Source organism: Anaeromonas gelatinilytica, assembly GCF_016820635.1.
Taxonomy (GTDB): domain Bacteria; phylum Bacillota; class Clostridia; order Tissierellales; family SIT17; genus Anaeromonas; species Anaeromonas gelatinilytica.
Genome location: NZ_WSFU01000046.1, coordinates 1 through 14,324, shown reverse-complemented (window position 1 = coordinate 14,324; position 14,324 = coordinate 1). Strand labels below are relative to the sequence as shown.

Below are 14,324 nucleotides of genomic sequence, written 5' to 3'. Positions count from 1 at the left end.
AAAGATATGATTTCCATCACAAATTCGAAATCATATCTTTTTTGGACTTTTTCAGTGGCCTCCTAAATAGTTAGAAGTTTTTTCTATGTCTTCAAATAGAACATATTTTCCTATATAATAATATTAGAGAAAAATTGCTTTTAAGAGAGGAGAAGTTTATGAATTTTTTAGATGGACTTAATGATAAACAGAGGGAAGCAGTAGTAACTACTGAAGGACCTTTATTAGTATTAGCTGGTGCAGGAAGTGGTAAAACAAGGGTTTTAACTCATAGAATAGCCCATTTAATAAAAGATAAAAATATATTTCCTGATAATATATTAGCTATTACTTTTACAAATAAAGCAGCTAATGAAATGAAGGAAAGAATACAGAGATTAGTAGATACAAGAGTTCAAGATATGTGGGTTGGAACATTTCACTCTATGTGTGTGAGAATATTGAGGAGAGATATAGATAAAATTGAATATAATAGAAATTTTGTTATATTTGATAGATCGGATCAAAATACAGTTATAAAGGATACAATAAAAGAGCTTAATGTGAATGAAAAAATGTACGACCCTAAATCTATGTTGAATTTTATAGGTAGTCAAAAGGATAAGCTTATTGATCCAGATACATATATAAATGATAACTATAGTGATTTTAGAGAGAGACAAAAGGGAGAAATATATAAATTATATCAAGAGAAATTAAAGAGTAATAATGCATTAGATTTTGATGATTTAATTGTAAAGACAATAGAACTATTTAGGAATAATTCTGATGTATTAAACTTTTATCAAAGAAAATTTAAATACCTATTAGTAGATGAATATCAAGATACTAATAGAGCTCAATATCAGTTGATAAGATTATTGGGGAATTATCACAGGAATGTTTGTGTGGTGGGAGATGATGACCAATGTGTACTTCCAGATATGAAGATAAAGACAAGCGAAGGATATAAAGAGATACAGGAAGTTGATGAAGAGACAGAAGTTATATCTGCAGGAGGCTGGGGAAAGATCCTTCAAGGTATTGTGAATAAAAAGTCTAAAAAAGAGTACAGTGGTCCAATAGTAGAGATAAAGACAAAAAAAGGCAAAACTATAAAGACTACACCTAATCATATGATGTTTGGAAAATTGAATGTGGAGAAAAAACAAGATAATGTCTTGGTTATGGACTTCTTTGGTAGTAAAGAAATAAATAAAAATAATGGATATTATAATCACTCAATCATATTTGATAATAAGAGGAACATAGTAGAAGAATACGATGAAGCTAGGATATATGGTAAAAAAATAATAGGCTTAGAAGAAGATATTGAAATAGTTAAAAGATCAAGGCTTACAGAAGAAACTACATTTAATTATATGCCAGCAGCACATATTAGACCAAGTATGTCTATTCCCATATATGAAAATGGAGAGATAGTAGATGATATAGTGGAAGAAGTTAGCACTTCAGATTATAGCGGATATGTTTATGATATATCTGTACCCCATTTAAGACAGTACATATGTGAAGATATAGTAGTTCATAACTCCATATATGGATGGCGTGGGGCTGATATAAGGAATATACTGGACTTTGAAGATGATTATAAAAATGCAAAGATTATAAAATTAGAGCAGAATTATCGTTCCACAAAGAATATATTAGATGCAGCAAATAAGGTGATAGATAATAATATGGGTAGAAAGGGTAAAAAGCTTTGGACTTCACAAGAAGAAGGAATTCCTATTGGAATTTATAGAGGTCAGAATGAACATGATGAAGCTAGTTTTATAACTGCAAAGATAAACGAAATAAAAAATACTGATGAAAAAGATTATTCAGATTTTGCTATTCTTTATAGAACTAATGCTCAATCTCGTGTATTAGAGGAAACATTAATAAAATCCAATATTCCTTATAAAATTGTAGGAGGACTTAAGTTCTATGATAGGAAGGAAATAAAGGATATTATTGCTTATTTGAGACTTATACAAAACCCAGTCGATAATATTTCATTAAAGAGAATAATAAATGTACCCAAAAGGGGAATAGGAAAGAGAACAGTAGAAAAATTAGAGGAATATGGTATCGGGAAAGGAGAAAGCATTTATAGTGTGATATTAGATATTGATGAAATAGATAGCTTGTCCCATAGAGCAAAGAGCAAAGTACGAGATTTTGCATCTATGATAAATAAATTTATAGCTATGAAGGAAGTTTTAACAGTAAAAGATCTTATAGAAAACATAATTGACTCCACAGGATATATTAAAGAGTTGAAAGATGAAGATACATTAGAAGCTAAAAGTAGAATAGAAAATATAGAAGAGTTTATTTCTGTGACTATGGATTTTGAAGAGACAAGTGAAGAAAAAACATTAGAAGAATTTTTGGCAAATATTTCCTTGCTGTCTGATATAGATAGAATGGATGATGAAGGTAATGATTCTGTTACTTTAATGACCCTTCACAGCGCCAAAGGACTTGAGTATAGGGTAGTATTTTTAACAGGAATGGAAGAAGGTATATTTCCTATATCTAGGGCTATTACTAGTGAAGATGATTTAGAGGAAGAGAGAAGATTATGCTATGTGGGTATCACTAGAGCGGAAGAAAAACTTTTTATGACTTATACAACTTTGAGGACCATATATGGAAAAACATCATATAATACTGTTTCAAGATTTATAGGAGAGATTCCTGAAAATTTAATTGACGAGATTAAAAATAGGTTTGAACCAAGAAAAAAATCTGAAAGCAAGGAGCCTAAAAAATATTTTACTGGTTATACTCATGAGAATACAGAAAAAGAGAAGAAGTCTGATATAGATATAAATATGGGAGATAAGGTAAAGCATAAAAGTTGGGGAATAGGTGTAGTGGTGTCTATTAGTGGTAGTGGGGAAAATAAGGAAGCAACCATTGCATTTAATGATAAAGGAATTAAGAAATTACTATTATCCCTTGCTCCTATAGAGAAAGTATAAAAGGGTGATATTTATGAAAGATATGGAAAGAATGAAAGAATTAGTAGAAATAATTAATGAATTAAATTATTACTATTATACCTTAGATAATCCAAAGGTGAGTGATAAGGAATATGATGAATTATATGACGAATTAGTTAGATTAGAAGATAAAACCGGAGAAGTTTTATTTAATTCTCCTACTCAGAGAGTTGGAGGAGAAGTTTTAGATAAATTTCAGAAGCATATTCATTTATCACCTCTTTGGAGTTTGGATAAATCTCAAAGTTTTGGAGAGTTAAGGGATTGGGAAAATAGAGTTAAAAGAATGATAAATGATTATAATAATAGTCATGAAGGCAAATTACCTGATCCTAAATATGTGATGGAATATAAATTTGATGGTCTTACTATAAATCTTACTTATAATAATGGAAAATTGATTCAAGGAGCTACTAGAGGAAATGGAGTAATAGGAGAAGCTATTTTACCTCAGATAAAGACAATTAAATCCATTCCTCTGACAATACCATATAAAGGAAGGATGGAAATACAAGGGGAAGGTCTTATGCCTATATCCGTATTGGAGGAATATAATAAAACAGCTGATGAACCATTGAAGAATGCTAGAAATGCTGCGGCAGGGGCATTGAGAAATCTTAATCCTAAGGTAACAGCTAAAAGAAACTTAATAGGATATTTTTATAATTTGGGCTATAAGGAAGATTTAGAATTTCATACTCATTTAGAGATGTTAGAGTTTATTAAGAAAAATAGATTGTTAGTAAATGATTATATTAAGATATTTGATAATGTAGATGATATGATAGAAGAGATAGAAAGAGTGGATGAAAGAAGACATATTCTTGATGTGCTTACTGATGGATTAGTTATAAAAATAGATGACATGAAAACTAGAGAAGTATTGGGATATACTCAAAAATTTCCAAGGTGGGCAATTGCTTATAAATTTAAGGCGGAGGAAGTTACTACTGAATTAAAGGATATCAAATGGAATGTTGGAAGGACGGGAAAAGTTACTCCTTCAGCTATATTGGAACCAGTAGATATTGGCGGTGTAACTGTTAGGAGAGCTACATTAAACAACTGGGATGATATACAAAGGAAAAATGTTGCATTAGGCTGTAGAGTATGGATAAGAAGGTCAAATGATGTGATTCCAGAAATAATGGGAATAGTAGAGGATAGTTGTGAAGATAGAGAGGAAATACAAAGACCTGAAGAATGTCCAGCTTGCGGTACAGAACTTATACAGGATGGAGTTCATATGTTTTGTCCTAATTCTATGAGTTGTAAACCTCAATTAGTATCTCGGATAGAACATTTTGCTAGTCGTGATGCAATGAATATAGAAGGATTTAGTGAGAAAACTGCAGAACAGTTATTTGAAGAATTGAACCTAAAGGAGTTACCTGAAATTTATAATCTTAAATATGATGATTTGATAGAGTTAGATAGATTCGGTGAAAAGAAAACAAAAAATCTTTTGAATGCTATAGAAGATAGTAAGAATTGTAATTTATCTCAATTTATATATGCATTAGGAATACCGAATGTAGGAAGGAAAACAGCTTCAGATTTAGCTAATAATTTTAAATCTACTGATAAATTAAAAGAAGCTAAACATGAAGAATTGATAGCTATTCCAGATATAGGAGATATAGTAGCTGAAGGGATAATTGAATTTTTTAGTGATGAGGAGATTATTAAAAAGATTGATAAGCTGTTTGAATTAGGAGTGAAACCTCATCATGAATCAGAAGATATAGTAGAAAATACTATATTTACCGATAAGAAAGTAGTAATAACGGGAAGTATAGAAGGATTTTCTAGGAAGGAAATTAAATCTATCATAGAAAAAATGGGGGGAAGAATAACAGGAAGTGTAAGTAAGAATACTGATTTTGTAATAGTAGGAGAAGATCCTGGAAGCAAATATGATAAGGCAGGGGAATTAGGTATTGAGATAATAGAAAGTGATAGGTTTAAAGATATTATAGAAGGTTAAGTTTACAATATAGAAAGGATATTGTATTATTATATCATTATATATTTTAAATAAGGAGGTATGAAAATGTCTGTATCTAAAGAACAAGTAAAACATGTTGCAAAATTATCTAGATTAGAATTTGATGAAAAATCTATGGAAGATTTCACTAAGAAATTTTCATCAGTTATAAATTATGTAGATAAACTTAAAAAGGTTGATACCGATGGAGTAAAACCTACATATCATCCTCATGTTTCAATAAAGAATGTTATGAGGGAAGATGAAGTTAAAGAATCTTTGAAAAGAAAAGAAATAATGAAAAATGCTCCTGATAGTGAAAATGGATATATAAAGATACCTAAAGTATTAGATTAATAAAAGAGGTGGAAAAATGGAATTATTTAAACTTACTATTCATGAACTTAGAGATGAGTTAAATAAAAGAGAGTTAACATCTGAAGAATTGGTAAAAAATTTTTTTAATAGAATAGAAGAAACAGAAGAAGATATAAAAAGTTTCTTGTTGTTAGATAAAGAAAATGCAATAGAGGAAGCTAAAAAAATTGATGAAAAAAGAGATAAAGGAGAAAATTTAGGAGATTTAGCAGGAATTCCAGTAGCAATAAAGGACAATATATCTACAAAAGGATTAAAGACTACTTGTGGATCTAAAATACTTAATAATTATATTGCTCCTTATGATGCAACAGTAATTAAAAATCTTAGAGAGGCAGGAGCCATAATAGTAGGAAAAACTAATTTAGATGAATTTGCAATGGGTTCATCTACAGAAAATTCAGCTTTTCATACTACAAGAAATCCTTGGGATTTAGAAAGGGTTCCTGGAGGCTCTAGTGGTGGTTCTGCAGCAGCAGTATCATCATATCAAGTTCCTTTTTCATTAGGTTCTTCAACTGGTGGTTCAGTAAGACAACCTGCAGCATTTTGTGGTGTAGTAGGTCTGAAACCTACATATGGATTGTTATCTAGATATGGTTTAGTTGCCTTTGCATCTTCTTTGGATCAAATAGGACCACTTACAAGGGATGTTGAAGATTGTGCGATAGTTATGAATACATTGGCAAGTCATGATAAACTAGATTCTACTTCAGTTGAGGTTGAAAAAGTAGATTATACTAGAAATCTTAAAAAAGATATTAAAGGGTTAAAGATTGGTGTGCCTAAGGAATACATGGGTGAAGGAATAAATAAAGAAGTGAGAGAAAAAATTGAGGAATCTATAGAAATATTTAAAAATTTAGGAGCAGAAGTAGAAGAAATGAGTCTACCACATTCTGAATATGGTTTAGAAACATATTATATATTAGCTCCTTCAGAAGCTAGTTCAAACTTAGCTCGTTTTGATGGAGTGAGATATGGTAATAGAGTAGAGAACTATGATTCTGTAGAAGAATTATTCACTAAAACTAGAAGTGAAGGATTTGGAGAAGAGGTAAAAAGAAGAATAATGATAGGGACTTATTGTTTAAGTTCTGGATATTATGATGCATATTATAATAAAGCTCAAAGGGTTAGAACTCTTATCAAAGAAGATTTCGAAAAGGCCTTTGATAAATATGATGTAATCATATCTCCTACTACGCCATCCACAGCATTTAAGATAGGAGAGAAAAATGATAATCCATTGGAGATGTACTTATCTGATGTACTTACAGTATCAGTTAATGTAGCAGGAGTTCCAGCCATTTCAATTCCTTGTGGAATATCTAAGGGTATGCCTGTAGGATTACAAATCATAGGAAAGGCATTTGATGAATCAAAAATATTAAATGTAGCATATAATTTTGAACAAAAATTAAAATTTAACGAAACTCCTAAATTTGGAGGTGTAAAATAATGGGATATAAAACTATAATAGGCCTGGAAATACATTCAGAATTATTAACAGATTCTAAGATATTTTGTAGTTGTTCTACAGAATTTGGTGGAGATGTAAACACTCATTGTTGCCCTGTATGTTTAGGGCTTCCTGGAGCATTACCAGTATTAAACAAAAGAGTAGTGGAATATGGAATTAGGGCAGGACTTGCCTTTAATTGTGAAATATCTAATTATACAAAAATGGATAGGAAAAATTACTATTATCCTGATTTAGTAAAGGGGTATCAAATATCTCAATATGATTATCCATTATGTAAAGAGGGATATATTGAAGTGGATTCAGAGGAAGGTAAAAAGAAGATTAGATTAATAAGAATTCATATAGAAGAAGATACAGGAAAATCAATTCATTCAATAGATGGAGGAACCTTATTAGATTATAATAGGGCTGGAGTACCTCTTATAGAGATTGTTAGTTATCCTGATATGAATTCACCAGAAGAGGCAAAGAATTTCTTAGAAAAATTAAAATCCATTTTACAATATATTGAAGTATCTGATTGTAAAATGGAAGAAGGTTCTTTAAGATGTGATGTAAATATAAATGTTATGAATGAAGAAACTGAAGAAAAGACTACAGTGACAGAAATTAAAAATCTAAACTCCTTTAAGGCTGCAGTTAAGGCTATGGAATATGAAGAAAAAAGACATATTTCTCTTCTAGAAAAGGGAGAAGATGCTATAAGAGAAACTAGAAGATGGGACGATACTAAAAATGAAACTGTAGTAATGAGGGTTAAAGAGGATGCTAGTGACTATAGATACTTCCCAGAGCCAGATATTGTAGATATGGATATAAGTAATAAATGGATAGATGAAGTTAAGAGTAGTCTTCCTGAGCTTCCTGAAGCTAAAATTGAAAGATTTATGAAGGAATATGATTTACCAGAATATGATGCTTCTGTGCTTACATCAACTAGAGCTTTAGCAAATTTTTATGAAAAAACAGTAGAATATTCTAATGATCCAAAACAAGTGAGCAATTGGATAATGGGTGATATATTAAGAAGATTAAAAGATGAAGATATGGAAATAGAGGAAATGAGGTTTGGAGAAAAAGAATTATCAGATCTTCTTAAATTAATTGAAGATGGTAAAATAAGTAATAATATAGGTAAGAAGGTACTTAGAACAATGTTTGAAGATGGAGGAAATCCTAATACAATAGTAAAAGAAAAGGGTTTAATTCAAATCAATGATGAGGATGAAATAAAGAAAATAGTAATGGATATTATTGAGAAAAATCCACAATCCATTGAAGACTATAATAATGGAAAAGATAGAGCTTTAGGATTTCTAGTAGGGCAAGTCATGAAGGCAACTAAAGGGAAAGCTAATCCTAAATTAGTAAATAAAATGATTTTAGAAGAATTAAATAAATAGATAGATTCAAAACCCTTGGAATTAATTCCAGGGGTTTTGAAAAGTCAAAAATAATTGATGGAATTTTCAGAATATTACTTTGTAATGTGCATAAAATATATTATAATTTTAATATCATTTGAAATTTCTAAAGTACTATTTATCTAAGATAGAGTTTATTGAGAATTATGAATAAAACGTAATATTTAGTTAAAACTTTTTTAATTGTATAAAAAGTCGAAAAATTGTATCATAGTTATATATTACAATAGCGCTATTCTATATAGATATCTACTCAGGACATTCCTTATCTGTAAGATAATGCTTCTATTTGCTAGAATAAAAAGCATTAATTTTTTCAAAAGGAATTTTTCTGAAAATTGCAACCATTCTATTTTTTTTTAATTGTTACAATTTAATATTTTATAAATTAATCGTAGGGGGTGGATTTATAAAAAATATTGTTTTAACACTTGTATTTATTCATTATTTTAAAATTTTATGGAGGTGTTTGTTAAATGGCAAGGTATATTGTTAAACGTATAATTTATATGATTATAAGTTTATGGATTATTGCAACTGTTACATTTTTCTTAATGCATCAGTTACCTGGCGATCCATTTTCAGATGGCAAAAAAGTTCAGCCAGAGATCCTCAAAAACTTAGAGGCAAAATATGGGTTGGACAAACCTTTAATTGTTCAATATGGTACATTTTTAAAAAATGTTGCTAAAGGAGATTTTGGATTATCGCTTAAATATAGAAATAGGACTGTTAATGATATGATTTATGATGGATTTCCTAAATCATTAACATTAGGAGTGGCAGCTGTAGGGATTGGCTTAGTATTTGGTTTGGCCTTTGGTATAATTGCTGCTCTAAATAACAAAGGATTCTTTGACTATTTTGTTATCATAATGGCTGTTATAGGGGTTTCAGTCCCTAACTTCGTGTTTGCATCCATATTTCAATATTTCCTGGGAAGGCAATGGGCATTATTTCCAGTAGCAGGATGGAAGGGACCAAAGTATATGATACTACCAATAATTGCATTGGGGGTAAGACTCATAGCTCAACAGGCTAGAATGATGAAGACAAATATGATTGAGGTAATGGGATCTGATTATGTTAAGACTGCTAAAGCAAAAGGTTTATCTAAAACTGCTGTTGTAAGAAAACATGTTATCAGAAATTCAATACTTCCTATTGTCACAATGCTTGGACCTTTGATTGCTGGAATAGTAACAGGATCTTTTGTTATCGAAAAAATATTTGCTATACCAGGAATGGGTAAATTTTTCGTTGACGCTGTTAATCAGTATGATTATACATTAATATTAGGTACTACATTATTCTATGCAGCTTTGCTTATATTTATGGTATTTTTAGTAGATATTTTATATGGATTTATTGATCCAAGAATAAGGATAGATGAATAGGAGGGGATAATATGGCAGAATTAAGTAAAGATAAATTTATTATAGAAGGTAAGGAGTCTTCAGAAGCTGAAGCCATTGTTAGACCCAGTTTAACGTATTGGGCAGATGCATGGAGAAGGCTCAAAAGTAATAAGATGGCAATAATAGCAATGACTATTTTAATTATTATAACTTTGGCTGCAATATTTGCACCAATTTTTAGCAGTTATGATTATCGTACTGGTGATTTATTAAAAACGAATTTAAAACCAAGTTCAGAGCATTGGTTTGGAACAGATGAATTAGGTAGAGATTTATATGTAAGAGTCTGGGAAGGAACTAGAATTTCATTATTTATTGGTATAGTCGTAGCATTACTTAACTTTACCATAGGAGTTTTATATGGTGGTATTTCAGGATATATTGGCGGCAGTGTAGACAATCTTATGATGCGTTTTGTTGATATATTATTTTCAATTCCTTATTTAATATGGGTTATCATGTTGACTACTGTTTTAGGCTCAGGACTGTTTACAATTATAATAGCATTATCTATAGCAGGTTGGGGAGGTATGGCTCGTCTAGTTCGTGGTCAGGTTCTTCAATTGAAAGAAATGGAATATGTTATGGCTGCTAAAACATTAGGTGCAGATGCAGGTAGAATAATAACTAAACATCTTATACCAAATACTATCGGAGTTATAATTATTAGTATTACTTTTGCTGTACCAACAGCTATATTTTCTGAGGCATTCTTAAGCTTTATTGGACTAGGAATTCCAGTACCAAACCCAAGTCTTGGATCTTTATCTAATGATGGAACTCGTATGTTATTATTAGAGCCATATCAATTAGTATTTCCAGCATTAGTAATAAGTGCTGTTATGCTCTCCTTCCAAATTTTTGGAGATGGGTTAAGGGATGCATTGGATCCAAGATTAAGACAATAAAGGAGGTTTAGTTATGTCTAGAGATGAAAATAAATTATTAATAGATGTTAAAGATTTAAGAGTATCCTTTGACACTTATGCAGGAGAAGTTCAAGCTGTTAGGGGAGTATCCTTTTATGTAAATAAAGGAGAGGCACTTGCTATAGTTGGGGAGTCTGGTTGTGGAAAATCTGTTACAGCTCAGTCAACAATGCAACTTATACCTATGCCTCCTGGAAGAATAAAAGAAGGGTCTGTAATGTTTAATGGAAAAGATCTTACTAAATTTACAGATAAACAAATGGAATCAGTTCGTGGTAGTGAAATAAGTATGATATTCCAAGATCCTATGACCTCTCTTAATCCTACTATGAAAGTAGGTAAACAAATCATGGAGGGACTTATAAAACATCAGAAGATGTCAAAGCAAGACGCGAAACAAAAAGCTATTGAAATGTTAGATGTAGTTGGTATACCAAATCCTGAGAAAAGAGTGGAACAATATCCTCATGAATTTAGTGGAGGTATGAGACAGAGAGCTATGATAGCTATTGCATTAGCATGTAATCCAAAACTTCTTATTGCTGATGAACCTACTACAGCATTAGATGTTACAATACAAGCCCAAATATTAGATTTAATGAAAGATTTACAAAAAGATTTTGATACTGCTATTATATTAATAACTCATGACTTAGGTGTTGTAGCAGATATGGCTCAAAGAATAGTAGTTATGTATGCAGGTGTAGTGATAGAGAGCGGTACACTAGATGAAATTTTTTATGATGGACAACATCCTTATACTTGGGGATTATTGAAATCTGTTCCAAGATTGGATACTCAAGGAAAACAAAAATTATATCCTATTGAAGGAACACCTCCAGATTTATTCTCACCACCAAAAGGTTGTCCTTTTGCTGCAAGGTGTGAATATGCAATGCCTATATGTAGAGAAGAAATGCCAGAAAAGACTCACCTTTCTAAGGATCATTTTGTGAAATGTTGGTTACAACATGAAATGGCACCAGATGTAGAAAATCCTATTAAGAAAGGGAGGGAATAGAAATGTCTGAAAAGAAATTAGAAGGAAGAAAAAATATAATTGAAGTTAATAATTTAAAAAAGCATTTTAAAGTTGGAAAAGGACAAATTCTTAAGGCTGTAGATGGTGTAACTTTTAGTATAAGAGAAGGAGAAACTTTAGGCCTTGTTGGAGAATCTGGATGTGGTAAATCTACTACAGGTAGAGCCATGATTAGATTATATGAAGCTACTGAAGGAGAAGTTATATTCGATGGTATGAATATACAACGGTTAAATAGAAAAGAATTAAAAAACTTTACTAAACAAGCTCAGATGATATTCCAAGACCCTTATGCATCATTAAATCCTCGTATGACCGTGGGAGATATTATTGGTGAAGGTATGGATATTCATGGTTTAAGAAAAGGTAAGGAAAGAATGGCAAAAATATATGAGCTATTAGAAATAGTAGGTCTTAATAGAGAGCATGCCAGCAGGTTTCCTCATGAATTTAGTGGTGGACAAAGACAACGTATTGGTATAGCAAGGGCTTTATCTGTAGAGCCAAAATTTATAGTGTGTGATGAACCTATTTCTGCTCTTGATGTGTCAATTCAAGCACAGGTAGTAAATTTACTTGAAGAGTTACAGGAAGAAATGGGACTAACATATCTATTCATTGCTCACGACCTTTCTATGGTTAAGCATATATCAGATAGAATTGCTGTTATGTATCTTGGTGCTGTAATGGAGCTTACCACAAGTAAGGTGCTTTATGATGAGCCATTACATCCATATACTCAAGCTTTACTTTCTGCTATACCTATACCAGATCCAGAGGTTGAGAGAAGTAGAAATAGAATTATTCTTGAAGGTGATGTACCAAGTCCTATAAATCCACCAGAAGGATGTAAATTCCAAAAAAGATGTAAATATGTTAAAGATATATGTAGAGAAAAAGCACCAGAATTAAGAGAAGTAAAACCAGAACATTTTGTAGCATGTCATATAGTTAAATAATAATAAAAAAATCTTGAGTTTTAATAAAACTCAAGATTTTTTTATTATGAAAACAAATCAGAATATTAAGATTATATTACAAAATTAAGATTTGGAATTAAAATAAAAGTACATGCATAGGAATAATTTAAATGAATTATAATGAATAAAATACAATAAATAAAACTACATTTAGCTTATTTACAATGTTATAATGAAATGCTCTATTATATAAATTTATAAATAAATGCAATATTTTGTTGATGATAAAGGAATAAAGTGAATATTCATATAAATAAAAATACAGAAATATATTCTTGACAATAATTTAAAAGTTTCTTATAATTTAATTAATCTATTAAACAAGCTTAATATTCTTTTTTAAATATTAATAGATTGTACATATTTATATTTAAAACAATTAATTATTTTAAAAAATCAGAATCTTAAGTGTTTTCACAGAATATTAAAGTTAATAAATAATTAAAAATAAAATACATCTTTTAAGGGGGTGTCAGAATAGCATAAATTTATCGCTTTAATTAGTATTTTATAAAATAAAAAGGGGGAAGTATTTAATGAAGAAGAAAAAATTATTGATAATGTTATTAGTATTTGCGATGATATTTACTATTGCATTATCTGGTTGTGGTGGAGAATCTGATGATTCAGATACTGAAGACAAAGGCACTGATGGTGAAGATACAGAAGAACCTGATGATAGTGATATGGCAGAGGATCAAACTTTAAGAATTAACTGGCAATCAGAACCTCCAAGTCTTGATCCACAAATAAGTCAGGATGCAACTTCAAGTAGGATACTTATAGATACTTTAGAAGGTATAATTAGAATGGATGAAGATGGAGTACCTGAGGAAGGATCAGGTATGGCAGAATCTTGGGATATAAATGAAGATGAGACAGTTTATACATTCCATTTAAGAGATGCTAATTGGTCCGATGGAGAACCTGTAACAGCTAATGACTTTGTATTTTCTTGGTTAAGAGCATTAGATCCAGAAGTAGCTTCAACTTATGCATTTATGGCATATGATATTAAAAATGCTGAGGCATATAATACAGGTGAAATAGATGATCCTGAAGAGGTAGGTCTTAAAGCAGTAGATGATAAAACATTGGAGGTTACTTTAGAGAGACCTGCACCAACTTTCTTAAGTAAATTACAACACAGTACATTCTTACCTGCAAGAGAAGACAAGGTTGAAGAATGGGGAGATAAGTATGCAGCAGAAGTTGAATATTTACTTTCTTGTGGACCATTTAAGGTAGTTGAATGGGAACACGAATCTGAATTAGTACTGGAGAAAAATGAAGACTATTGGAATGCTGATACTGTTAAATTAGAAAGGATAGAAGGTGTTATGGTTAATGACTCTAACACAATGATAAATTTATATGAAACTGGAGAAATAGATTGGACAGCAGTTCCATCTCAATATTTAGAGAAATATGCTGATGAAGTAAACACATATCCAAAAGCATCAGCATTCTATTACACATATAATGTAGAGAATGAATTCTTTGCCAATAAGAAGATAAGGCAAGCATTCTCAATGGCTATGGATAGAACTCAAGTTCAGGAATCAAGAACTCAAGGGATTGTACCTCCAGCATGGGGATTTGTACCTCCTGGATTACCAGGACCTGAAGGAAAGACATTTAGAGAAGCAAATGGAGATTTAATTACTGATATAGGAAATGGTTCTAC

10 protein-coding genes are annotated in these 14,324 nt (G+C 30.7%); all 10 read left to right on the top strand.

Annotated elements, in window-relative coordinates:
- The first annotated feature begins 158 nt into the window (after positions 1-158).
- A complete protein-coding gene (locus GOQ29_RS03695; RefSeq protein ID WP_203371288.1) occupies positions 159-2,972 on the top strand; it encodes a UvrD-helicase domain-containing protein in 2,814 nt (937 codons plus the stop codon).
- 13 nt (positions 2,973-2,985) lie between these two features.
- Positions 2,986-4,980 carry an NAD-dependent DNA ligase LigA gene (ligA, locus tag GOQ29_RS03690; protein ID WP_203371287.1) on the top strand — a complete coding sequence of 665 codons (1,995 nt, stop codon included), beginning with the start codon at positions 2,986-2,988 and terminating at the stop codon, positions 4,978-4,980.
- A gap of 66 nt (positions 4,981-5,046) precedes the next feature.
- On the top strand, positions 5,047-5,337 hold the full coding sequence (gene gatC / locus GOQ29_RS03685; RefSeq protein WP_203371286.1) for an Asp-tRNA(Asn)/Glu-tRNA(Gln) amidotransferase subunit GatC: 291 nt from the start codon (positions 5,047-5,049) through the stop codon (positions 5,335-5,337).
- A 16-nt stretch (positions 5,338-5,353) separates the two neighbouring features.
- A complete protein-coding gene (gatA, locus tag GOQ29_RS03680) occupies positions 5,354-6,820 on the top strand; it encodes an Asp-tRNA(Asn)/Glu-tRNA(Gln) amidotransferase subunit GatA (RefSeq protein WP_203371285.1) in 1,467 nt (488 codons plus the stop codon).
- Positions 6,820-8,247, top strand: a complete 1,428-nt coding sequence (gene gatB / locus GOQ29_RS03675) for an Asp-tRNA(Asn)/Glu-tRNA(Gln) amidotransferase subunit GatB (RefSeq protein ID WP_203371284.1) — start codon at positions 6,820-6,822, stop codon at positions 8,245-8,247. The genes gatA and gatB overlap by 1 nt, the downstream gene beginning before the upstream one ends.
- 497 nt (positions 8,248-8,744) lie before the next feature.
- A complete protein-coding gene (locus GOQ29_RS03670) occupies positions 8,745-9,665 on the top strand; it encodes an ABC transporter permease (RefSeq protein WP_203371283.1) in 921 nt (306 codons plus the stop codon).
- 11 nt (positions 9,666-9,676) lie between these two features.
- Positions 9,677-10,594 (top strand): ABC transporter permease, encoded by a 918-nt coding sequence (locus GOQ29_RS03665; RefSeq protein ID WP_203371282.1) that lies wholly within the window; start codon positions 9,677-9,679, stop codon positions 10,592-10,594.
- A gap of 13 nt (positions 10,595-10,607) precedes the next feature.
- Complete coding sequence (locus tag GOQ29_RS03660) at positions 10,608-11,636, top strand: ABC transporter ATP-binding protein (RefSeq protein WP_203371281.1); 1,029 nt, start codon at positions 10,608-10,610, stop codon at positions 11,634-11,636.
- Between the two features lie 2 nt (positions 11,637-11,638).
- Entirely contained in the window at positions 11,639-12,616 is a 978-nt protein-coding gene (locus GOQ29_RS03655; RefSeq protein ID WP_203371280.1) for an ABC transporter ATP-binding protein, read from the top strand.
- 557 nt (positions 12,617-13,173) lie between these two features.
- The coding region (locus GOQ29_RS03650) for a peptide ABC transporter substrate-binding protein (RefSeq protein WP_203371279.1) at positions 13,174-14,324 on the top strand (1,151 nt) is incomplete at its 3' end.

What these genes read in the sequence shown, in the direction of transcription:
- ligA (WP_203371287.1), top strand. Translation starts at nt 2,986, where the DNA reads ATGAAAGATATGGAAAGAATGAAAGAATTAGTAGAAATAATTAATGAA.
- gatA (WP_203371285.1), top strand. Translation starts at nt 5,354, where the DNA reads ATGGAATTATTTAAACTTACTATTCATGAACTTAGAGATGAGTTAAAT.
- GOQ29_RS03660 (WP_203371281.1), top strand. Translation starts at nt 10,608, where the DNA reads ATGTCTAGAGATGAAAATAAATTATTAATAGATGTTAAAGATTTAAGA.
- GOQ29_RS03695 (WP_203371288.1), top strand. Translation starts at nt 159, where the DNA reads ATGAATTTTTTAGATGGACTTAATGATAAACAGAGGGAAGCAGTAGTA.
- GOQ29_RS03670 (WP_203371283.1), top strand. Translation starts at nt 8,745, where the DNA reads ATGGCAAGGTATATTGTTAAACGTATAATTTATATGATTATAAGTTTA.
- gatB (WP_203371284.1), top strand. Translation starts at nt 6,820, where the DNA reads ATGGGATATAAAACTATAATAGGCCTGGAAATACATTCAGAATTATTA.
- GOQ29_RS03655 (WP_203371280.1), top strand. Translation starts at nt 11,639, where the DNA reads ATGTCTGAAAAGAAATTAGAAGGAAGAAAAAATATAATTGAAGTTAAT.
- gatC (WP_203371286.1), top strand. Translation starts at nt 5,047, where the DNA reads ATGTCTGTATCTAAAGAACAAGTAAAACATGTTGCAAAATTATCTAGA.
- GOQ29_RS03665 (WP_203371282.1), top strand. Translation starts at nt 9,677, where the DNA reads ATGGCAGAATTAAGTAAAGATAAATTTATTATAGAAGGTAAGGAGTCT.